This window comes from Vibrio sp. DNB22_10_4, from assembly GCF_052879755.1.
Genome location: NZ_JBNNXW010000002.1, coordinates 30,649 through 51,155 on the forward strand (window position 1 = coordinate 30,649; position 20,507 = coordinate 51,155).

The 20,507-nt window shown below is 46.9% G+C and carries 22 protein-coding genes; 2 read left to right on the forward strand and 20 right to left on the reverse strand.

Annotation, left to right across the window (positions count from 1 at the left end; translation table 11 throughout):
• Window positions 1–72: 72 nt before the first annotated feature.
• Together ACVA6Q_RS08105 and ACVA6Q_RS08110 are read left to right on the forward strand one after the other, a co-directional pair.
• Window positions 73–1,368, forward strand: coding sequence for an outer membrane protein transport protein (locus ACVA6Q_RS08105; protein WP_353496711.1), 1,296 nt, complete (start codon window positions 73–75; stop codon window positions 1,366–1,368).
• 259 nt (window positions 1,369–1,627) lie between these two features.
• Entirely contained in the window at window positions 1,628–2,911 is a 1,284-nt protein-coding gene (locus ACVA6Q_RS08110; protein WP_446647493.1) for an outer membrane protein transport protein, read from the forward strand.
• 83 nt (window positions 2,912–2,994) lie between these two features.
• Here ACVA6Q_RS08110 and ACVA6Q_RS08115 read toward each other — a convergent pair whose 3' ends face one another.
• The 20 genes from ACVA6Q_RS08115 to ACVA6Q_RS08210 all read right to left on the reverse strand — a co-directional run bounded on the left by ACVA6Q_RS08115 (window position 2,995) and on the right by ACVA6Q_RS08210 (window position 20,498).
• Window positions 2,995–3,915: an MlaA family lipoprotein gene (locus tag ACVA6Q_RS08115; RefSeq protein WP_446647220.1), complete on the reverse strand. Its 921-nt coding sequence runs from the start codon at window positions 3,913–3,915 to the stop codon at window positions 2,995–2,997.
• A gap of 192 nt (window positions 3,916–4,107) precedes the next feature.
• Window positions 4,108–5,322 (reverse strand): c-type cytochrome biogenesis protein CcmI, encoded by a 1,215-nt coding sequence (gene ccmI / locus ACVA6Q_RS08120; RefSeq protein WP_418642048.1) that lies wholly within the window; start codon window positions 5,320–5,322, stop codon window positions 4,108–4,110.
• The gene (locus ACVA6Q_RS08125; RefSeq protein ID WP_112462189.1) at window positions 5,322–5,804 is read right to left on the reverse strand and encodes a cytochrome c-type biogenesis protein; all 483 of its coding nucleotides are present in this window, start codon (window positions 5,802–5,804) and stop codon (window positions 5,322–5,324) included. The genes ccmI and ACVA6Q_RS08125 overlap by 1 nt, the downstream gene beginning before the upstream one ends.
• Window positions 5,801–6,355, reverse strand: a complete 555-nt coding sequence (locus ACVA6Q_RS08130) for a DsbE family thiol:disulfide interchange protein (protein WP_353496715.1) — start codon at window positions 6,353–6,355, stop codon at window positions 5,801–5,803. Before ACVA6Q_RS08130 ends, ACVA6Q_RS08125 begins: the two co-directional genes overlap by 4 nt.
• The gene (locus tag ACVA6Q_RS08135; RefSeq protein ID WP_446647221.1) at window positions 6,355–8,316 is read right to left on the reverse strand and encodes a heme lyase CcmF/NrfE family subunit; all 1,962 of its coding nucleotides are present in this window, start codon (window positions 8,314–8,316) and stop codon (window positions 6,355–6,357) included. The genes ACVA6Q_RS08130 and ACVA6Q_RS08135 overlap by 1 nt, the downstream gene beginning before the upstream one ends.
• Window positions 8,313–8,798 carry a cytochrome c maturation protein CcmE gene (ccmE, locus tag ACVA6Q_RS08140; protein ID WP_353496717.1) on the reverse strand — a complete coding sequence of 162 codons (486 nt, stop codon included), beginning with the start codon at window positions 8,796–8,798 and terminating at the stop codon, window positions 8,313–8,315. Before ccmE ends, ACVA6Q_RS08135 begins: the two co-directional genes overlap by 4 nt.
• Window positions 8,795–9,001, reverse strand: a complete 207-nt coding sequence (gene ccmD / locus ACVA6Q_RS08145; RefSeq protein WP_429761807.1) for a heme exporter protein CcmD — start codon at window positions 8,999–9,001, stop codon at window positions 8,795–8,797. Before ccmD ends, ccmE begins: the two co-directional genes overlap by 4 nt.
• 6 nt (window positions 9,002–9,007) lie before the next feature.
• Window positions 9,008–9,757, reverse strand: coding sequence for a heme ABC transporter permease (locus ACVA6Q_RS08150; protein WP_353496719.1), 750 nt, complete (start codon window positions 9,755–9,757; stop codon window positions 9,008–9,010).
• 84 nt (window positions 9,758–9,841) lie between these two features.
• Complete coding sequence (ccmB, locus tag ACVA6Q_RS08155) at window positions 9,842–10,510, reverse strand: heme exporter protein CcmB (RefSeq protein ID WP_042497161.1); 669 nt, start codon at window positions 10,508–10,510, stop codon at window positions 9,842–9,844.
• A 6-nt stretch (window positions 10,511–10,516) separates the two neighbouring features.
• The gene (ccmA, locus tag ACVA6Q_RS08160) at window positions 10,517–11,134 is read right to left on the reverse strand and encodes a cytochrome c biogenesis heme-transporting ATPase CcmA (protein ID WP_353496720.1); all 618 of its coding nucleotides are present in this window, start codon (window positions 11,132–11,134) and stop codon (window positions 10,517–10,519) included.
• A gap of 299 nt (window positions 11,135–11,433) precedes the next feature.
• Window positions 11,434–11,937 (reverse strand): DUF2802 domain-containing protein, encoded by a 504-nt coding sequence (locus ACVA6Q_RS08165; RefSeq protein ID WP_429761811.1) that lies wholly within the window; start codon window positions 11,935–11,937, stop codon window positions 11,434–11,436.
• Entirely contained in the window at window positions 11,937–12,431 is a 495-nt protein-coding gene (locus ACVA6Q_RS08170; protein ID WP_042478487.1) for a chemotaxis protein CheW, read from the reverse strand. The genes ACVA6Q_RS08165 and ACVA6Q_RS08170 overlap by 1 nt, the downstream gene beginning before the upstream one ends.
• 64 nt (window positions 12,432–12,495) lie before the next feature.
• On the reverse strand, window positions 12,496–13,572 hold the full coding sequence (locus ACVA6Q_RS08175; protein ID WP_446647222.1) for a chemotaxis protein CheW: 1,077 nt from the start codon (window positions 13,570–13,572) through the stop codon (window positions 12,496–12,498).
• The gene (locus ACVA6Q_RS08180) at window positions 13,562–14,341 is read right to left on the reverse strand and encodes a ParA family protein (RefSeq protein WP_353496723.1); all 780 of its coding nucleotides are present in this window, start codon (window positions 14,339–14,341) and stop codon (window positions 13,562–13,564) included. Before ACVA6Q_RS08180 ends, ACVA6Q_RS08175 begins: the two co-directional genes overlap by 11 nt.
• Window position 14,342: 1 nt before the next feature.
• A complete protein-coding gene (locus tag ACVA6Q_RS08185) occupies window positions 14,343–15,458 on the reverse strand; it encodes a protein-glutamate methylesterase/protein-glutamine glutaminase (RefSeq protein WP_446647223.1) in 1,116 nt (371 codons plus the stop codon).
• 11 nt (window positions 15,459–15,469) lie between these two features.
• Window positions 15,470–17,716, reverse strand: coding sequence for a chemotaxis protein CheW (locus ACVA6Q_RS08190; protein WP_446647224.1), 2,247 nt, complete (start codon window positions 17,714–17,716; stop codon window positions 15,470–15,472).
• Between the two features lie 8 nt (window positions 17,717–17,724).
• A complete protein-coding gene (locus ACVA6Q_RS08195; protein ID WP_353496726.1) occupies window positions 17,725–18,441 on the reverse strand; it encodes a protein phosphatase CheZ in 717 nt (238 codons plus the stop codon).
• 31 nt (window positions 18,442–18,472) lie between these two features.
• On the reverse strand, window positions 18,473–18,841 hold the full coding sequence (cheY, locus tag ACVA6Q_RS08200) for a chemotaxis response regulator CheY (protein ID WP_006069980.1): 369 nt from the start codon (window positions 18,839–18,841) through the stop codon (window positions 18,473–18,475).
• Between the two features lie 45 nt (window positions 18,842–18,886).
• Window positions 18,887–19,618, reverse strand: coding sequence for an RNA polymerase sigma factor FliA (locus tag ACVA6Q_RS08205; protein WP_429761420.1), 732 nt, complete (start codon window positions 19,616–19,618; stop codon window positions 18,887–18,889).
• Entirely contained in the window at window positions 19,611–20,498 is an 888-nt protein-coding gene (locus ACVA6Q_RS08210; RefSeq protein WP_418642265.1) for a MinD/ParA family protein, read from the reverse strand. Before ACVA6Q_RS08210 ends, ACVA6Q_RS08205 begins: the two co-directional genes overlap by 8 nt.
• Window positions 20,499–20,507 lie beyond the last annotated feature (9 nt).

Consider the following 20,507-nt stretch of genomic DNA (forward strand, 5'->3'; position numbering starts at 1 on the left):
CCCCGAATTGAGTTTTAACTCAATTTACACTAACGCCCATAAGAGGCGATTACAAAAAAGGATGTATACTAAATGACTACTTCGCGTCTGTATAAAAAAACACTATTAGCAGTGGCAGTCTCGTCACTCACTTTCGCCTCCCAACAAGCAGCAGCCGCTGGTTTCCAGCTCAACTCTCAATCTGCAACCGGTCTAGGCCGTGCGTTTGCAGGTGATGCTGTTATTGCCGACAACGCGTCGGTAATGTCACGTAATGCTGCGGCTATGACTTTGTTTGATTCTCACCAGTTTTCTGGTGGTGTGAACTACATTAAGACAAGTATTGATGTTAAAGATGTAAACTACAGCCCAATTCCTGGCGTACTACCAACTCAAAATTTAGGTAGCACCAACAACTCTAGTGGTACTCCAGTTCCTAATATTTACTATATCCATAAGGTAAATGACCGTTTGGCTCTAGGTGCAGGCATCTATTCAAACTTTGGTACAAACAACGAGTTTGACTCAAACTTTGGTGCAGGTACCGGTGGTGCTATTGACTCTGATGGTGACGGTATCCCAGATACTCCTTATCCAGATGCGTCTGTTTTTGGCGGTACTACTAAAATTGCTAGTGTGAACTACACCCTAAACGCAGCTTATCGACTTAACGACCAATGGAGCATTGGTGGTGGTATTGACATTGTCAGTGGTTCAGGCGAGTTAAAGCGTGATTTTTACGCGAATCAAGTTAATGCTGTTGATATTGATGTATCAGGCACAGGTATTGGTTTCAACTTGGGTACTGTCTATGAGCTAGACGAGAATAACCGCTTTGGCTTTGCTTATCACTACAGTCCAGAAATCGAAGCTGGTGGTACACTCAAATTAGGTGGCGTTGATACTGGTGAAAAACTGAAGCTTCCTCTACCAAGTATGGCGGAATTCTCTGGTTACCATAAGATCTCAGACACTAAGTTTGCAGTTCACTATAGCCTACAGTGGATTGGCTGGAGTGTATTCGACAAAGTAGAAACCACTGGTGGTACAACAATCAAAGACTACGAGTGGAAAGATGGTTACCACGTAGCGATTGGTGGTACATATTACCTAAACGACGCTTGGACATTACGTGCTGGTTACATGCACGATACGGCAGCACAAGACAAGCTAACCTCTATTTCGGTTCCTGATTCAAACCGTAATTGGTTCTCTGCAGGTGTTGGTTACAACTTCAACAAGCACCATGTAGTTGATTTTGGTTTTACTTACCTAATGGGTGAAGATGTTAATGTTCAAGAGACTCAGGTCCCTGGTATTACACAGCTAACTGCAACAACTAAAGCTAACGCAATCCTAGCTGGTATTCAATACAGCTACAGCTTTTAAGCGCTAGCTAGTCATACCTCAAAAGGGTCGATAATTCGACCCTTTTTGCTTTTCTGTACCTACTCTCACCTTCCCTCCTTACAGCTGTACGCTCAAACTTTACAACATCTCGATAACAACCAGAATATTCACCTAATATATATAACTCACCGATAGATAATCTTGAATGTGCACTTTTAGCCACAAAATAGTTTTAAAGTCATTACTCTAAAAATAGAATCTGCGCTCTAAACGCAATTAATTTGAGCGAACAATAATGATAAATACCAAATACTCTCCCCTTGCTATTGCAGTGGTATTGGGAACACTAGCGTCTACGACTGCGTCTGCAGCAGGCTTTCAACTTGCTGAGTACTCTGCTACTGGCCTAGGCCGAGCTTACGCTGGTGAAGCCGCAATGGCGGATAACGCCGGTGCACAGTGGCGTAACCCTGCAATGCTTACCTACCTAGAAGGTACACAAATTTCCGGCGGTGTGTTGTACGTTGAGCCTAATATTGATGTTAAAGGTACAGCAACGATTTTTGGCCAACCTGTATACACCGAAGCAAAAGATATTGCTCACAGTGCACCAGTACCAAACCTTTATATTTCCCACCAAATTAACGACAAATGGTTCGCAGGTTTAGCTCTAAGCTCAAACTATGGCATGGAGACCGAGTTAGACAGCGAGTTCAAAGCAACTCAATATGGTAATGAAGCGAAGATCATGACCGTTGAAGCCGTGGCAAACCTTGGTTACCAGATAAATGATGCATTCAGTGTTGGTGGTGGTATTCGTTTTGTAACTGGTGAAGGTAAGATTGGCGCAACGGCACCTTTCACACTTCCTACATCAGAAACTACAGCGATTCAAAAAGGCTCATACCTTAAATATGTCGAAGGCACTGACAGCTCATGGGGCTATGTTCTTGGTGCCGCATGGCAAATCAACGATAACCATCGCCTCGGTTTTGCCTACAAATCAGAAGTCATGATGGATTTTGACGGATACGGCGAAGGCGAAGTCTTCCACTTTCAAGGTCGTCGCGACGGCAAGCTTAGCGTAGCACTACCTGCAACCGCAGAAATTGCCTCTTTCCACCAACTAACAGACCAATGGGCGATGCACGCAAGCATTAACTGGACCCAGTGGAGCAGCTTTGAAAAACTAGAAGCTGAGTTTGTTGATGGCGTCACTTCTCCAATCAAGAACGAAAACTGGAAAGACAGCTACCGCTTTGCATTGGGTACAACCTATCAGTTGAACAGCAAACTTGCGCTGCGTGGTGGTGTCGCCTACGACATGTCTGCGGTTGACGACAAATACCGTACTACAACGATTCCAGAGACTGACCGTACTTGGCTTAGTGCAGGTGTTAGCTACGCCTTTACTAAGCAATTTACTTTGGATGGCGGTCTGACCTACATCATGGCTCGCGACGCGTCTATTGTTGAACCACGTGATAAGCTTGATGAAAGCGCGGCCGTGTTTGGCACGTTTGAAGGTGAAATCTCAGGTGATGTTTGGATTGCGGGTATTCAAGCGAACTACCGCTTCTAGGTTCCAACAATCATCCTAAGAAAAACGTCACTCAATTGAGTGACGTTTTTTTATCTCTATTTGCTAAAAACTAGTCGTCAAAGCTACTCATCAAAGCTATCCAAGTAGTCATCGATATACGCTTCTTGCTCTTCATCGACCTCATCACTCACGACTTCAGCATTGTAGTTCTGGCGCTGAATATAGATATCACGAGTCAGTGCATATGGATCCGGTGAGCGTTCCAACGTTGCCTCTTGAGACACAACGAGCGCACGTTTCTCCATACCTTCTAACGCCCATTTGCCAAGGCTTGCCCAGAAATTGAGGAATGAAATAGGTGGGTAAAGACCATCAACTACGTCAGCACCCTCACGCAAGGTAATCGGCCCATAACCGGGTACCATGAAGTAAGGACCGGTGCCTACACCGTAGTGACCAATGGCATCACCAAACTCTTTCTTGTCGTGTTTTTCTATACCTGCAGCCGAAGCGATATCAATAAAGCCTAACAAACCAAGCGTACTGTTAATCCAAAAACGGTTGAAATGATCGAATGCTTTTGAGCCATTGCCCATCACCGCATTGTTCACAACACTAAATGGTTCATCTAAGTTGGCAAGGAAGTTACTCACACCTGAACGTACAGGAACAGGCGTGTAATTCACGTAAGCAAGTGATACGGGTCTGACGAAGTACGGGTCTAGATAGTCATAGTTGAAGGTAAACATCACTCGGTTGAAACCTTCAAACGGGTCATAAACATCGGTGCCTACTGACGTGTCGCTATTAAGGTCGACGCTACTTTGGGAAGCCTCAACACTGTATTCATTCACTGCGTCTTTTGGCACATTAGTATTCTCTACCGATGCGTCAGTAGATTGAGACACGATAGGAGTAGCCGTTGCTTCCTGAGTAGAAGGAACTTGATTGTCTTTTGGTGCTGAAGAGCAGCCAAATAGAAATACGCTAGATACAAAAACGGCAAAAAGCGTAGACTTTTTGCCGGTTATTGCTGATTGCATAACCTCATCCATAAGCCAGTACAATCTGCGTCTGATATGTTAACTATTTTTCTATTTACTTGATAAGTAAGTAATTAACGTCAGATTGTATTAATAACCACTATGGATGAGTATAGCGGCATGCGACCGTCCAAGCTAGTTAAAGCAACAAGTTGGACACATTTTATTTAATCACACGCCATAGTTTGTTGATTAGTACTGCTGGTCAATAACAAGCTCTACAGTATCACCAAGTGCGGCAGGCTGGCTTTCACCAAACCAATCGCCATCTCGTGTTGCAACATTCCCATCACTGTCAATACGGGCTCTAACAATCAAACCATCAAGGCTAGATAACTTACGACCTTGCATCATGCTGTTGTTGTCATCCAGTACTACTGTGCGAGGGAATGTTCCTAGCGGGTAACGAGCTGCCGCTACTGGCATTGGAGAGCCATCAGCTGGGTGCACAGACACAATCAGCGCAGCATCTTGAGGAAGGCTCACGTCTGATGACACGGTAATCGTGACAGCGACAGATTTGCCTTCAACAATTGGCTCACCCATTTTGGCTTGCGCATTTTCAATACTGCGAGTCAACATTTCATAACGGCTATCATCAGGACCAATCATACGTTGCATAACAGACCAATAACGAACCGCGGCTGGGTAATCCTGACGCTCAAAAGCATCAAATGCGAGAAGAGAAAGGACGCGTAGATCAACATACTCTTCTTTCAACAAGCTGTTCAAAAGGCCTCGAGCCTGATTCTGCTCTAATTCGTCTTGTGACATCATCAAAGCCTGCGCATAACCCAGCTTCACATCTGCATCATTTGGCTCAAGACGGTAGGCTTTTTCCATTGCATCTGTCGCTGTTGTCACGTCGCGGTTAGCAAGTGCAATACGACCAAGTAACAACCAACCGGTTGAATCATCAGGCTGATAATGCAGACGAGTACGAAGCGCTAACGTTAGGTCTTGCATCTCGTCTTCTGTCATTGGCTCAGCTGACTCACCCATCAAACGCTTAGAAAGTTCTGGCAAACGACCAGATACTTCTTGCCAATCCTGAACTTTACCAGCACCACCGAAATGCATGTACAACCCGTAAGTCATGACGACAACCAGCACCACTGAAGGCACAAGAATCGTCATTGGCGATAAAGAAGTTTTCTTTGTCTCCGCTTGATTTGGAATGTCATCAAGCAGTGACTGCTTAAGATCGTCAATCAGATCTTGCTGGTTTTCTACCAAACCTTCGTTAGTTTCTTCTTCGAGCTCGGTCAGGCGATCTTTATAGAATGCCTTGTTTAGCTCGTCACGAAGTTGGTCATCATTATTGGCTTTCTTACTGTTTAGCGTCATAGCCAATAGCACAATAGCAACGACGACAAGAACGACAGTTGATATCCAAAATAGTGTCATTACTGCTTATCTCCAGTCTCTTTGTCATCGAGTAAAGCCTTTAGCTTGGCTTCTTTGTCATCGCTCCACTGCTCACTTTTCTGGGCTTTCTGAATGCGATTGTTGCGGCTTCGTACCACAATTAATCCAAAGCCAAGCACGATAACAAACAGCGGCCCAAGCCAAAGTATCGACGTTGCGAGCGTTAATGGCGGGTTATAGGTTACAAAGTTACCGTAACGAGCAATCATGTAATCAACGATTTCTTGCTTCGATTTGCCCTCTTTAGTCATCTCATACACTTTCTGACGCAAATCTTGCGCGAGTTCAGCGTTTGAGTCACCAATCGTGTTGTTCTGACACTTAGGGCACCGCAATGTGTGGCTCAGTTCTTTAAACTGATTCTCTTGCTCTAGCGAATCAAATTCATGAATCTCAATTGTAGCGTTTACCGCAAATGCCAAGACTAAGCTTGAGGCCAGCGCAACTAACCATTTTTTCATTGCTTCGCCTCCTCTAGCATCTGCTGATACAGCGGCTGAAGTTTTTCACTCCAGTTTTGCGAATTAACATCACCTACATGGCGATAACGAATGACACCGTTCGCATCGATGAGAAACGTCTCTGGTGCTCCATATACGCCAAGATCCAGTCCAAGCATACCGTCACCATCAAAAAGACTGATTAGGTATGGGTTACCAAGCTCGTTTAGCCACTGAACCGCTTTATTACGCTGGTCCTTGTAGTTAAGGCCAATGATTTTCACGCCATTTGCAGCAAGTTCATTGAGATATTGATGCTCGGCATAACAGGTTGGACACCAGGTCGCCCATACATTAAGTAGTAGAGGCTCACCTGTAAACACAGCTTGGTCATACAACTTGCCAGGTTCCGCCAAGTCTTCTAGACGAAACTGTGGTACTTGCTTGCCAATCAATACCGACTCTAATTTAGTTGGGTCATCACCGGCTTGGTTTCGACCTAACTGCACAGCGAAGACCGAAACTAGAATCAGAAAGGCAACTAACGGAATAAACAGAATTTTTTTATTCATTATGCCTCTCCTTGCGCTTTATCGGTTTTTCTAAAACGATAACGCTTGTCGCTGATTGCCAGCGCACCACCAATCGACATCATGATGGCACCAAACCAAATCCAACGTACGAATGGCTTGTGGTAGATACGCACTGCCCATGATTTACCGTCATCCAGTCGCTCACCCATCGCAATATAAAGGTCGCGCGTTACGCCGCGATCGATCGCCGCTTCCGTCATCATCGACTTCGCCGTGCGATAGAAACGTTTCTCAGCGTGCAAGGTGTTGATGTACTTACCATCTTTGGTAATTTCAAAGTCAGCAATGTAGCCGTCGTAGTTAGGGCCGTCTTTATCACGCACGCCTTGGAAGTAGAAGTTGTAATCGTAAACCTGATAGTTTTCACCAGGAGCCAAACGAACGTCACGCTCAATACTGTAAATTTGCACCATCGCAATACCGATAATACTTACAGCAAGACCAAGGTGACCAAGGATCATTGCCCAGTGACTGCGAGGTAGCTTCTTAACACCTTCAGCAAACGAGTGGCGATGAGTTGCACGCTCGTACAGCTCAAAGCCGTGCATCGTAATGATCCAAGAAGCCATCAGCCAACCAAGGAACGCCATTCCAGTGAAGTATTCAGCTAGGACTAACATCATCAGTGCAGAGAAGACCACTGAGATAATACCGGAGACGAGCATAGGTTTAGCTAGAGTCGATAGTTTGTCACGCTTCCAACGGATCAGCGGACCAATACCAAGTAGGAACGAAAACGGAATCATCAACCATGCAAACAGCATATCGAAGAAAGGCGCGCCGATAGATACTGAACCTAAACCAATTTGTTTGTGTACCAACGGTAACAAAGTACCAACCAATACGACAACCAACGCCGCCATCAACAGCACATTATTACCAAGCAACGCGTTTTCTCGCGACAGCAAATCAAAATTGCCGCGTGCACGCACTGAAGCGCCTTTCAAGGCAAATAACAACAGCGAACCACCGATGACAAATACCAAGAAGCCAAGGATGAACATACCGCGCGATGGATCAGAGGCGAACGCGTGAACGGATACCAAGATACCTGAGCGAACCAAGAAGGTACCTAACAGGCTCAAAGAGAACGCAGAGATCGCTAGCAATACCGTCCATGCTTTAAAAGTGCCGCGTTTTTCCGTCACGGCTAGTGAGTGCATCAATGCCGTACCCGCAAGCCAAGGCATGAAAGAGGCATTTTCTACTGGATCCCAGAACCACCAGCCGCCCCAGCCAAGTTCGTAATACGCCCACCAAGAGCCAAGCGCAATACCCATAGTTAGGAATACCCACGCCGCTGTCGTCCAAGGACGAGACCAACGTGCCCACGCCGTATCAAGACGACCTGACATGAGTGAGGCAATAGCAAACGAGAACGCAACAGAGAAACCTACGTAACCCATGTAGAGCATTGGTGGGTGGATGATCAATCCCGGGTCTTGCAATAACGGGTTGAGGTCACGGCCATCAACAGGGAAGAAAGGTAATGTTCTTAAGAATGGGTTCGAGGTAACAATAATGAACAGTAGGAAACCTACTGTGATCATACCCATCACCGCGAGCACACGAGCGACAGATTCTTGCGGCATACCGCGACTAAATGTCGCAACGGCAACTGTCCACGCTGCTTGGATTAACACCCACAGCAATAATGAACCTTCGTGTGCACCCCATACAGCGGTTAGGCGATAATACCAAGGCAACTGGGTATTCGAGTTATTCGCCACATATTGCAAAGTGAAATCATTAACGTAGAACGCCCACTCCAAGATAAGGAATGAAATAAGCAGCATGATGAACATACCCCAAGACAAAGGTCTTGCAGTATTCATCAGCATAGTGTTGTTTCGAGAGGCACCAAACAGCGGCAAGATACTCAACAGCACAGACAAACTGAGCGAGAGTATCAGCGCAAAGTGGCCGATTTCAGCAATCATAGACCGCTTCCTTGTTTTTGTTCTTCAGAGTATTCCAGTGGGGCGTGAGTTTTCTTCATCGCTTCAGCAATCTCAGGTGGCATGTATTCTTCATCGTGCTTAGCAAGAACTTCGAAAGCCTCGATTTTGGTCGGTTCAACCAGTACGCCTTGTGCCACAATGCCCTGCCCTTCACGGAACAAGTCCGGAAGAATGCCATCGTAGACTACCGTAACCTTCGGGCCGACATCGGCAAGGTCAAAACTCACACGCAGTGATTCAGAATCACGACTGACCGAACCCGCAACCACCATACCGCCGATTCGAAGACGCTGGCCGATTTCTGGTTTGCCGCCATTTTCTTTACCGTTCACCAATTCCGTTGGCGTGTAGAACAAATCCATGTTTTGGTTTAGCGCATAGAGAATCAACCCAACCGTCGCACTGATACCAACGAAAATGGCTAAAATAATGCCAAGCCTTTTCTTACGTCTTGGGGTCATAGTGTGTTCTCCATATTTTTCGCCGCGTCGATGCGCGCTTGTCTATCGACTTTGGCTTGTACATCTTTGAGCAATTTCTTGCCGCGTGACACGCTTGTCACCCAAAGAATCAACATAGCTAAGTAAGTAATACCGAAGGCACTCCACACATACGCCGCGTAGCCGCCCATGGCAAAAAAGTCGCTCAAGGATTCAAAGTGCATGGTGATTTACCCCTTCTGATTCGATTGCGCAGCCAAGGCAACCACCCATGGTCTGTGGCCTTCTTTACTGATGATTTCGTTACGCAGGCGGATCATCGTCAGCGCACCGAAGAAAAATGCAAAGCCAAAAATATTCAGTAGCAGCGGCCACAACATATCGTTGGAGATCGATGGCTTCGCAAATTTAGTAATGGTTGCGCCTTGGTGCAACGTGTTCCACCACTCCACTGAGAAGTGGATAATCGGCAAATTCACCACACCAACGATCGCGAGAATACCCGCCGCTTTAGCGGCCGTTTTTTGATCATCGAACGCATGGTAAAGTGCGATAACACCAAGGTATAAAAACAGTAAGATAAGCTCAGAGGTCAGGCGTGCATCCCACACCCACCATGCGCCCCACATAGGTTTACCCCAAACTGCGCCAGTGAGAAGCGCAATGAACGTAAACACTGCACCGATGGGTGCCATAGCCAGTGCCGCCATACTAGAGAGTTTCAACTGCCACACTAAGCCAACAAACGCGGCGATGGCCATCGACATGTACACACCCATCGACCAGATAGCCGAAGGTACATGAATATAAATGATCCTAAAGCTGTCGCCTTGCTGGTAATCCGCAGGCGCGTAAGCAAGCCCCCAAACGGTACCAATAGAAAGGCACAGCAATGCAAGGGTGGCAAACCAAGGCAGTAATTTGCCACACAGCTGATAAGTGGTTTCGGTTTTGGCGTAAGGATGAAGCCATTTCCACATAGTGTTTCTCACTCTTTGACGACATTTTTCCCATTGCTTTAAGCTGTGATATTCGCTTTGGACAATGATATTAGCGTTATTATATTAGTTGACGCTGACTCTCAAGGCTGCACTGATGGCAAAGGGAGTCAAGGTCATCGCGCCCACCAGCATGGCCGCGAGCAAAGCTAACTGACCATTATACGCAACCCCTAAGGAGGCAGCATCAATCGCTGATGTAGCAAATATTAGAATTGGGATGTAAAGCGGGAGCACCAGTAGACTCAGCAGCACTCCTCCTTTTTGCAGCCCTACAGTCAAGGCTACCCCAATAGCTCCAATAAAGCTCAGTGTTGGTGTTCCTACCAACAGGGTCAGCACCACCGCAATCCATGTATTGCTATCAAGAGACAACAAAATTGCCAGCAATGGGCTGATAATAATAAGCGGCAACCCCGTAAGTAGCCAGTGCGCGATGATCTTTGCCATCACTACTAATTGCAGTGGGATAGGCATCAGCATCATCTGCTCTAAAGAGCCATCTTGAAAATCATCTTTGAACAGTCGTTCTAAGGAAAGCAGCGCCGATAGCAGCGCAGCCACCCATACAATCCCTGCTGAAATTCGCGCTAGCAGATTAGGCTCTGGGCCGATACTAAGCGGAAACAGCGTGATCACTATGATAAAAAACCACAATGGGTTGAAAATATCCGCTTGGCGACGAAACGCAATCAGCAGTTCGCGGCGAACAATTTTCATCATGGAAGACAACATCATCGTTTAAGCTCCCAAGGTGATTTTTTTAAGTTTAGGGTTGTCACTAAACATATCTTGGTGCGTGGTAAGTAAAACTATCCCACCTTTGTTCGCATGCTCCAAAAACAAGTTTTCCAGTACCTTTACCCCTTGCTTATCAATCGCAGTCAGTGGCTCATCAAGGATCCACAACATTTGCTCACTTAACCACAACCTAGCCAACGCCACGCGTCGCTGCTGCCCCGCAGAAAGCTGAGCCACCGGCACGTCTTCACGTCCAGCGAGTCCAACTTGCGTTAGCGCAGTAAAAATTTGTTGGTCCGAAGTGAGAGGTGCGTGTATCGATTGATAAAATCTAAGGTTCTCAAACGCAGTGAGATCGCGCTTTACGCCAGTTTGATGGCCAAGAAACAGCAGTGATTGATGGAAGTCTTCTCGATTGGATTGGATAGACTCACCATTCCATTTGATGTCGCCTTCCTCTTTATCTCCCAATCCCGCTACGATGCGCATTAAGGTGGTTTTACCGGTCCCGTTGCGACCCTCAATCTGAACGAGATCACCGCCTTGTAACGAAAATGATAAATTTTCGAACAATATCCGCTCATCTCGAATCGCGGTTAAATTTGTAACTTCTAACATTCAATTAAACACTGGCTCGACTGGGCGTTCATCTTACCATAGCTACTTATGCGTGAAAGTGTAATGTTTAAATCGGCTTCACGAAACTTAGTAATAAACAATAAATTACTGTTCTCTAACTGAAACAACTACCCACAAAGTAGTATATTCCGACACAAAACTTCACATTCGGACGCATGATAGGATACCAGACTGCATTCAGTCGGCTAATTAGAAAGAGTAAAAGAGTGTTACGATTGTTATTGAGGTATTTTAAGGGCGTCAATTAGACATTAACGCCCTGTGAATAAACAGATCGTCTAGCGTGGTCGTTTTTGTGGTGGATAGTTCGTTGCCGCTCGGCGCGCAGGTTGTGCTCGCTCTTTGTGCAGCGGTGGTACTTTTTCTTTGCCAGCGATCTTTTTCTGTAAAGAAAGCATCAGCTCAGCTTCGGCTTTTGGGAGTTCGCACTCTTCAATAAGCTCGTTAATGTCGGCGCCCAAGCGTACCATCTTGTTAGCGCGAGTGTATAAGCGCCCATCGTTGTCGACGTTCTCAAGTTCAAGAATACGTTCGGTAAGGTGGACGATGATTTCCTCTTGTTCAGAAACCTTTTGGCCAAGCCCTACCAATACGGAGCGAACTTCAAGTAACTGCTTATTGCACTTCTCGACTTCCTTTTCTAACGATCGCTTCTGTTGTCGTGCATGTGCCTTGTGCATGTTTAAGCCACGATGCACTTTCACCAACCAAACGAAAAGGATAACGACAATCGCCACCCCTCCCCAAAGAAGAGGTGACGTTAAAGACACAGCGTCAAACATTATAGGTAAGCCATCTCATCCCACTCATCTTCAGAGAGCAGTTTATTGAGGTCAACAAGGATAAGCAGTTTGCCATCACGGTTACTTACACCTTGGATAAACTTAGCACTTTCATCGGTACCCACGCTTGGTGTGGTATCAATTTCTGACGAACGTAGGTAAACCACTTCCGCAACGCTATCAACCAAGATACCAATCACTTGGCGCTCAGACTCAATCACAATAATACGCGTGTTGTCTGTGATCTCACCTTGCATCAAACCAAAGCGTGAGCGAGTGTCGATAACCGTCACAACGTTACCACGCAGATTGATAATACCTAGCACGTAATCTGGTGCACCTGGTACTGGAGCGATTTCAGTGTAACGCAGCACTTCGCGTACTTGCATTACGTTGATGCCATAGGTTTCTTCTTCTAGTTGAAACGTAACCCACTGAAGAACTTCATCGTTTGATTGTTCTTTTCTTAGTTCAACATCCATCGTTTGAGACATAGTCTTCCTCTCAATTTCATTCTGATCAGCGACGCTCTACGTCGTTTGACATCAATTTATTCAATCACTGTACTGATTTAACATCTAATCCAGCGTTAAGCATATCTATTAGTTCAGACACATGAACCAGCGCACACATTTGCTGTTTCACCATGCCTGCAAGCCACGGCCGCTTACCTGCTTTCTCACGCCAGCGAACGGCAACAGGCTGAAGTTGTTCCGTGCCCTTAAGTTCTGTTGCAGCAAGTCCCCAGTTACTCTCACCGAGCATGACAATGTATTGATAGTCTTCTTTGTAACTATCATCTTTGAGCACATCCGGCATCACCCACATTGCTGTGTCGACGACATCAAGCTGGCTCTCTCGACTCGACTGTAAACCTAAGTACCAAGCAGGTCGCCCAATCAAATGACTTAACTCGCCCATTTGATGAATACCACCTAGCTCATCTAAAGGCACCGCAAACGTCATTCCGCCAACGTCAAAGTAGAGTACTTGAAAGCTCTCGGTACGTTCGTTGTTTACCCAAACGTGATCCGCACCACCGCCATTCGCGACGTCAGGTTGGGTTTCAACCGCTACACTTTCAGCCACTTCTATACTATCGGCGACTTCCACCGTCTCTTGAGCGTTGATTGATGACTGAAGATTATCAAGTTCATTCAGCTCAGGCGCAATGACAGTGTCAGCTTCTAATGCTTCAACATCCCAGCCTTGGATTTCACTCTCACTGGCTGCATCTACTGTCGGCTGTTCAAGGCTTGGCTCAGCTTGCGGTTCAATTTCAATGTCCACTTGCTGCTGAAGGCCGCTGAACAGTTTTTCCAGATGTTGCAAATCTGGCTGCTCCGCAAACGCTTCAAACTCCGCCTCCACCGACTGCTGCACATCTGGTGCGGCCTGTGTCATAAGAGGTGGCGTTGTATCATTCCAATCTGGCTCTGGCTCTGGCTCTGGCTCTGGCTCTGGCTCTGGCTCTGGCTCTGGCTCTGGCTCTGGCTCTGGCTCTGGCTCAACAGGAACATCTTCGAGCGCTTGCTCTTCGTCAAGCAGCAATTCGTCTTGTTCTAAACCAAGCAGCGACGCAAAGTAATCATCCAGCGCCTGCTCACTTGAGAGCGGCGCGGTATCAGCTTTCATCTTGCGCTAGCCTCTCCAAGTAAATCAGCAACTGTTTGTAGGCAAAGACACCTCGACTGCCCGCCGCAAAATGTGACGCAGGCAAATGCTTTAAACTGGCATCGCGAAATTTAGTGTCTATCGGTACTGCCGAGCTCCACACTTGCGATGGGTAATCTTGTTTAAGCTGAGTCAAGGTTTGCAGCGATGCGCGCGTACGTTTGTCGTACATGGTTGGCACTATGGTGACCTTAAACGGACGCTGACGCGACTTTTGCATAATCGCAAGTGTACGCACCATACGCTCTAAGCCTTTCATCGCTAAGAATTCTGTTTGGACCGGAATTAAGATGCGATCACTTGCCGCCAGCGCATTCACCATCATGACCCCAAGGATAGGTGGGCAATCAATCAACACGTAATCGTAGTCATCACGAATAGTCATTAGAGCACGTTTAAGGATAAGCCCCATACCACTACGATTACCCATCACTCGATCAAGCGTTGCCAGCGACATGTGAGCTGGCAAAATATCGATATTTTCGATGTTAGTGTTGTGGATTAACGGCTTAACTCGACTATCACTGAACTCTTTAAGCTGGAACAGATCAAACAAACTGTGTGATAGATGATCTGAGTCCATGCCTAAGTAAGTGGTCAATGAGGCATGAGGATCGGTATCGATAAGCAATACACGATTACCTTTCTGGCTCAAAAGCCCCGCCAACGTAACAGTGGTTGTCGTTTTACCGACACCGCCTTTTTGGTTAGCAACACTCCATACGATCATGTTACGACCTCTTCAACTCAACCAAAATGCGTTCGGCAATACGATCAAGAGGCAGATCTTCTGAAGATATCCCTGCCTTGGCGACTGCTTGTGGCATACCGTAAACCACGCAAGAGTCTTCATCTTGAGCCCATACCGTCGACCCAGCAGATTTCAGCATGCGTGCACCTTCTCGGCCATCAGCCCCCATTCCGGTCAGTACCATCGACAATACTTTGTCGTGGTAAATCTTGGCCGCCGAGCCAAAGGTAACATCAACACAAGGTTTGTAGTTCATGCGTTCACCGCCATCAAGAATGCGGATTTTCGCACTCCCAGGGCGCCCTTCGATCATCATTTGCATACCGCCAGGGGCAAGATAGGCCACACCTGGTTGCAGTACATCGCCATTCGCAGCCTCTTTCACCGTGATTTGGCAGAGCGAGTTTAGCCTAGCCGCGAATGCTGCGGTAAAAGTTGCTGGCATATGCTGGATCAGCAAAATCGGATGAGGGTAATTGGCTGGCAATTTAGTCAGGATTTTTTGCAGGGCAACAGGGCCGCCTGTCGACGTACCAATCGCCGTCAACTGATAGCTTTTGCCGCTACTGCGAAAACGCGCTGCAGGTGCCGCCGTTTTAGACGCTGATGCATCATCATTAGAGCGAGTGACTGCGGCTCTTGGCGCAGTGCTTGGCGTAGACATAGGTCGGCGCACCGCCGTGCGTCTCAATAACGCTCTGCGGCTAGCAATTTGCTGCACGCGCTGCTGCAGTAAGCTAACTGCTTCATCTTTATTTCGTGCAATGTCTTCAAACTTCTTAGGCAAGAAGTCCAACGCCCCGGCTTCTAGCGCATCCAGCGTGGCTTTTGCGCCTTCATGGGTCAATGAAGAAAACATCAAAATAGGGGTTGGCTGAGCGCTCATAATCTCACGGACAGCAGTGATGCCATCCATGACGGGCATCTCAATGTCCATAGTGATCACGTCAGGCTTTAGCGCCAGCGCTTTTTCTACCGCTTCTTTACCATTGATGGCCACGTCGATAACTTCCAGACGTGGCGCAGCATTGATAATGTCGCTGACTCGGCGACGGAAGAAACTAGAGTCATCTACAACTAATACTTTTAACGACATAGACTTCCTTATCAGATACGCGATGCTGCAGCGTACTGTTTAAGTAAGTCCGGCACGTCAAGAATAAGCGCAATATGGCCGTCACTGGTGATCGTTGCACCAGCCATACCTGGAGTACCTTGTAGCAAGCTATCGAGCGGCTTGATCACCACTTCCTCTTGACCAATCAAGGTATCAACAACAAAGCCAACACGCTGACTACCAATTTGAACAATCACGACGTGACCATGGCCGGTGCGCTGCTGAGCGCGACCCGCGTGTGGTGCTAACCAGTCTTGCAAATAGAATAGCGGGATAGACTTATCACGAACGATAATCGTCAACTGACCATCAACCACATTTGTGCGGCTTAGGTCCAAGTGGAAAATCTCATTCACACTTGCAAGTGGCAGTGCAAATGGGTTTTTACCAACACCCACCATCAAGGTCGGTAAGATCGCTAAAGTCAGTGGGACTTTAATAGTGATCTTGGTGCCTTTACCAAGCTCTGAATCGATATCGATTGAACCGTTTAGAGTGTTGATGGCGGTTTTCACCACGTCCATTCCTACACCACGGCCAGAAATATCAGAAATCTTCTCTTTGCTTGAGAAACCCGGCATAAAGATAAGGTTAAAGCACTCTTTATCCGTCAAGCGAGACGCAGCATCTTCATCCATCATTCCGCGTTTCACCGCAATGGCACGCAGTTTATCAGGATCCATACCGCCACCATCATCGATGATTGCGAGCTCAATATGGTCGCCTTCTTGCGATGCTGATAAGGTAATTTTACCGGTACGGGACTTGCCAGTAGATTCACGGACGTCTGGCATTTCAATGCCATGGTCAACCGAGTTGCGCACCAAGTGGATCAATGGATCCGCGAGTGCTTCGACTAGGTTTTTATCCAGATCGGTATCTTCGCCTTGCATCTCAAGTACGATGTCTTTGTTTAGGCTACGTGCTAAATCGCGAACCACGCGAGGGAAACGGCCAAACACCTTTTTAATCGGTTGCATACGGGTTTTCATTACCGCACCTTGCAAATCTGCGGTAACAACATCGAGATTCGAGACCGCTTTCGACATCTCTTCATCGTTGCTGTTAAGACCTAAGCTCACCAAACGATTACGAACCAATACCAATTCGCCTACCATGTTCATAATGGTATCTAGTGTTGACGTATCAACGCGTACACTTGCTTCTGCTTGTGGTTTCTTAGGCGCAACCGCCGTCGCTTTTTTCTCAGCCGGTAGTGATTTTTCACTGTTACCTACGCTGACAGGTGCAACAGTTGGTGCAGCAACAGGCTCTGCGACAGGTGCTGCAGGTTCAACTGGCTTAGTGTCAGCAGGTGCTTCGTTCATTGAAGCAGGCTTAGTCGCAGCATCTAGCTCATCAGGAGAGGGACCTTTACCTACACCATGCAGTTCATCTAACAACTTTTCGAACTCTTCGTCTGTCATCAAATCGCCGCCATCATTCGCAGAGCTAGCAGCGGGGGTTGGCGCTGGTTTAGACGGAGCAACTGGCGCTGGCTGAACACCATCCGCTGCAGATGGGCCTTTACCAACACCATGAAGCTCATCTAGAAGCTTTTCGAACTCGTCGTCGGTTATATCCGATGAAGGAAGATCGCTCGGCGCTGACGCGGGAGCTGGCGTTTCAACCACTGTCATGGTCGGTTTAGCGGTTGATTTCGTTGGACTGCAACCTTTACCATGAAGCTCATCCAATAAACGTTCAAATTCGTCTTGAGTAATATCATCAATCGAACCACTCGCGGAGATCTCCGCAGCTGGCGCTTCTGACACTACCTCAGGAACGGATTCTGGAACAACGTCGACGACTGGCGGCGGTGGAGGTGCTGCAGCTTCGTCAGCAGATTCTGGGCTACTTAAACGATGAAGCTCTTCAAGCAGAGCAGGATCGGCAGGATCAATCGGCTCCATATTTTGAACTGACTGGAACTGAACGTTTACCGTATCCAGCGCTTTTAACATGGTATCCATTAAGCTAGCATTCACCGAACGCTGTCCGTTACGTAATATATCGAACACGTTTTCTGCGCCATGGCAGGTATCAACCAGTTCGGTCAACGCCAAGAATCCGGCACCACCTTTCACGGTATGAAAGCCTCTAAAGATCGCGTTGAGCAGATCTTTATCTTCCGGGTTATTTTCTAGCTCAACAAGTTGCTCAGAAAGTAACTCTAGGATCTCCCCCGCTTCCACTAGGAAGTCCTGAAGGATCTCTTCATCTAATTCGTAGCTCATAGTCACCCCTAAAACCCAAGACTTGACAGTAAGTCATCAACTTCGTCTTGCGAAGCAACAGCATCGTCACGCTCATGAGGATTTATGATTGGTCCTTCAACGCCAGAGGTCGCTTGCTTTGGTTTTGTTGTTATTGGTTGTTGTTCGTCACTGAACACTTTCAAGATTTCTACCAAGCGCGTTTCCACTTCACTCACTAACGTGATGACGCGTCGGATGATCTGTCCAGTAAGGTCTTGAAAGTCCTGTGCCATAAGGATATTGGTCAGTTGAGTACGCAATTCGGTACTGTCCCCTTCCACCTGACTGAGTAAGTCATCAATGCGATGACACAGGTCTTTAAATTGCTGTAGCTCGAGCCTGCCATGCATCAGCTCGTTCCACTGAGGGCGTACCTGAGTTAAACACTCATGTAAACTGTCCGCCATTGGCAAACAGCGTTCCACCGCATCCATGGTTGTATTCGCTGAGACTTCGGTCTTATTGATGACGTATTCAAGGCGATCGCGCGCTTCTGGGATTTCGTCAGTAGCAATCTCGTTAAGACGAGTATCGTAACTGAATTCCGTCAGTGCATCGTGTAGGTCACGGGTTAGCGCACCAACTTCTTGAAGCACTTTGCGCTCGCTGCCACCTTGAATCATCATGACCAGCTCGTCCGCTTCTTGTTGCTTGCCTTGTTCTAACAAATCAACAAGTTGCTTAGCTTGTTCCAATGAAATCATTCTGATATAGCCGTCTGCTATTTATGGCGTCTTATAAACGCTCAAAGATTTTATCTAGTTTTTCTTTTAGTGTTGCCGCAGTGAAAGGCTTAACGATATAGCCGTTTACACCCGCTTGCGCCGCTTCAATAATTTGCTCACGCTTAGCTTCTGCAGTGATCATAAGAACAGGCAAATGCTTCAGCTCTTCGTCGGCACGAATATGGCGAAGCAGATCAATACCTTGCATGCCAGGCATGTTCCAGTCAGTCACCACAAAGTCGAAATCGCCTTTCTTGAGCATTGGCAAAGCCGTCAAACCATCGTCGGCTTCTAGCGTGTTGCTAAAACCCAAGTCGCGCAAAAGGTTTTTAACGATACGACGCATTGTTGAAAAATCGTCAACAATCAAGATTTTCATGTTTTTATTCAAAGTTGCCTCCACTGAAAGCAAAATCAGTGTTTATTAATTATTATCGGTCCAAGCGCTTAGCTTGGTGCGAAGACGCTGCATGGATTGACTTAGTATTTGGCTAACGCGCGATTCGCTGACGCCCAATACCTCACCTATCTCCTTCAAATTTAACTCTTCATCATAATACAGGGATAACGTCAACGCTTCACGCTCTGGGAGCGATTTTATTGATTCTATTAACGCTTCGCGAAATGCATCATCCGCGACACCCTGAAAAGGCGAGTTATCTTCTTCATCTGCAACAGATACAGAGTCTTCGGAAATGCCAAGATCTTCAATACCAACAAGTTTTGAGCAGTTAATGTCTGACAATGCCTTGTGATATTGTTCTAGGCTCATTCCTAAATGGTTGGCGACTTCCGTATCGGTCGGGTCACGATTAAGCTCCACCTCCAATACCGAAATCGCCTGCGAAATATCACGACTGTGCTTGTGTACCGAACGCGGCACCCAGTCACCTCGACGAATATCGTCTAGCATCGCACCTCGAATGCGAATGCCAGCGTAGGTCTCAAAGCTTGCACCTTTGCTACCATCATAATTTTTTTGTGCTTCAATCAAGCCGATCATTCCGGCCTGAATCAAGTCTTCTACCAACACGTTAGGTGGTAAACGCCCAATTAAATGGTGAGCGATTCGTTTCACCAATACTGAGTATTTCTCCAAGAAAGCTTGCTGACCACTCAAATTGGCATGCTGGTCATAGGTCAAAGCTTTATTCACCAAACGGTTCCTCTAATACTTCCGGTCTGTTGAGTAGTCTCTCGACAAAAAACTCCAAGTGGCCACTTGGTACTTTTGGTATTGGCCAAGTCAGCGCTTTGTTGGCTAGCGAGCTCATCGCCAATGCCGCCGGTGAACGTGGAAATGCATCCACAACAATTTTTTGTCTCTTCACCGCTTGTCGCACTTTATCATCTAATGGAATACAGGCGACTAACTCAAGGCTCACATTCAAGAATCGCTCTGTGACTAGTGTCAATTTTGTGAACAATTCTCGGCCTTCTCGGTAGCTACGAACCATGTTCGCCACCACTTTGAAGCGTTGCACTTGGTGCTCGCGGCTCAGCAATTTAATCAATGCATAGGCATCAGTGATCGACGTTGGTTCATCACAGACCACCACAACAACATCTTGTGCGGCGCGCGAGAAACTGACCACCATGTCAGAAATACCTGCTGCAGTATCCACCAGCAACACGTCCATTTCTTCTTCCAAGCTACCAAATGCACGGATAAGTCCCATGTGCTGTGCATGACTCAGTTCCGTCATGCTTTGGGTACCCGACGTCGCTGGAATGATTTTAATGCCGTGTGGGCCTTCAACGATAGCGTCTTTTAAATCGCACTCACCCGCCAGAACATGACCCAGATTTTTCTTAGGTCGGATGCCCAGCATGACATCGACATTAGCAAGACCTAAGTCGGCATCAAGTACCATCACTTTCTTGCCTTGGCGCGCCATGCAAATGGCCAAACCAAGCGTTACGTTGGATTTACCTACGCCGCCTTTGCCGCCGGTGACAGAGATAACTTTAGTTAAAGTTGGTTTAGTCAAACGTCTTAGGCCACTGGCCTGATCATGTATCATGTTATTTGTCATTTTCGCTTG

Excerpts from the sequence above, each read along its gene's own strand:
- ACVA6Q_RS08115 (WP_446647220.1), bottom strand. The coding sequence starts at position 3,915 with ATGCAATCAGCAATAACCGGCAAAAAGTCTACGCTTTTTGCCGTTTTT.
- cheY (WP_006069980.1), bottom strand. The coding sequence starts at position 18,841 with ATGAAAATCTTGATTGTTGACGATTTTTCAACAATGCGTCGTATCGTT.
- ACVA6Q_RS08130 (WP_353496715.1), bottom strand. The coding sequence starts at position 6,355 with ATGAATAAAAAAATTCTGTTTATTCCGTTAGTTGCCTTTCTGATTCTA.
- ACVA6Q_RS08180 (WP_353496723.1), bottom strand. The coding sequence starts at position 14,341 with ATGATCGTATGGAGTGTTGCTAACCAAAAAGGCGGTGTCGGTAAAACG.
- ACVA6Q_RS08185 (WP_446647223.1), bottom strand. The coding sequence starts at position 15,458 with ATGTCGTTAAAAGTATTAGTTGTAGATGACTCTAGTTTCTTCCGTCGC.
- ccmI (WP_418642048.1), bottom strand. The coding sequence starts at position 5,322 with ATGACACTATTTTGGATATCAACTGTCGTTCTTGTCGTCGTTGCTATT.
- ACVA6Q_RS08190 (WP_446647224.1), bottom strand. The coding sequence starts at position 17,716 with ATGAGCTACGAATTAGATGAAGAGATCCTTCAGGACTTCCTAGTGGAA.
- ACVA6Q_RS08210 (WP_418642265.1), bottom strand. The coding sequence starts at position 20,498 with ATGACAAATAACATGATACATGATCAGGCCAGTGGCCTAAGACGTTTG.
- ACVA6Q_RS08165 (WP_429761811.1), bottom strand. The coding sequence starts at position 11,937 with ATGTTTGACGCTGTGTCTTTAACGTCACCTCTTCTTTGGGGAGGGGTG.
- ACVA6Q_RS08125 (WP_112462189.1), bottom strand. The coding sequence starts at position 5,804 with ATGAAAAAATGGTTAGTTGCGCTGGCCTCAAGCTTAGTCTTGGCATTT.
- ACVA6Q_RS08170 (WP_042478487.1), bottom strand. The coding sequence starts at position 12,431 with ATGTCTCAAACGATGGATGTTGAACTAAGAAAAGAACAATCAAACGAT.
- ACVA6Q_RS08195 (WP_353496726.1), bottom strand. The coding sequence starts at position 18,441 with ATGATTTCATTGGAACAAGCTAAGCAACTTGTTGATTTGTTAGAACAA.
- ccmD (WP_429761807.1), bottom strand. The coding sequence starts at position 9,001 with ATGCACTTTGAATCCTTGAGCGACTTTTTTGCCATGGGCGGCTACGCG.
- ccmA (WP_353496720.1), bottom strand. The coding sequence starts at position 11,134 with ATGTTAGAAGTTACAAATTTAACCGCGATTCGAGATGAGCGGATATTG.
- ACVA6Q_RS08105 (WP_353496711.1), top strand. The coding sequence starts at position 73 with ATGACTACTTCGCGTCTGTATAAAAAAACACTATTAGCAGTGGCAGTC.
- ccmB (WP_042497161.1), bottom strand. The coding sequence starts at position 10,510 with ATGTTGTCTTCCATGATGAAAATTGTTCGCCGCGAACTGCTGATTGCG.
- ACVA6Q_RS08135 (WP_446647221.1), bottom strand. The coding sequence starts at position 8,316 with ATGATTGCTGAAATCGGCCACTTTGCGCTGATACTCTCGCTCAGTTTG.
- ACVA6Q_RS08150 (WP_353496719.1), bottom strand. The coding sequence starts at position 9,757 with ATGTGGAAATGGCTTCATCCTTACGCCAAAACCGAAACCACTTATCAG.
- ccmE (WP_353496717.1), bottom strand. The coding sequence starts at position 8,798 with ATGACCCCAAGACGTAAGAAAAGGCTTGGCATTATTTTAGCCATTTTC.
- ACVA6Q_RS08175 (WP_446647222.1), bottom strand. The coding sequence starts at position 13,572 with ATGAAAGCTGATACCGCGCCGCTCTCAAGTGAGCAGGCGCTGGATGAT.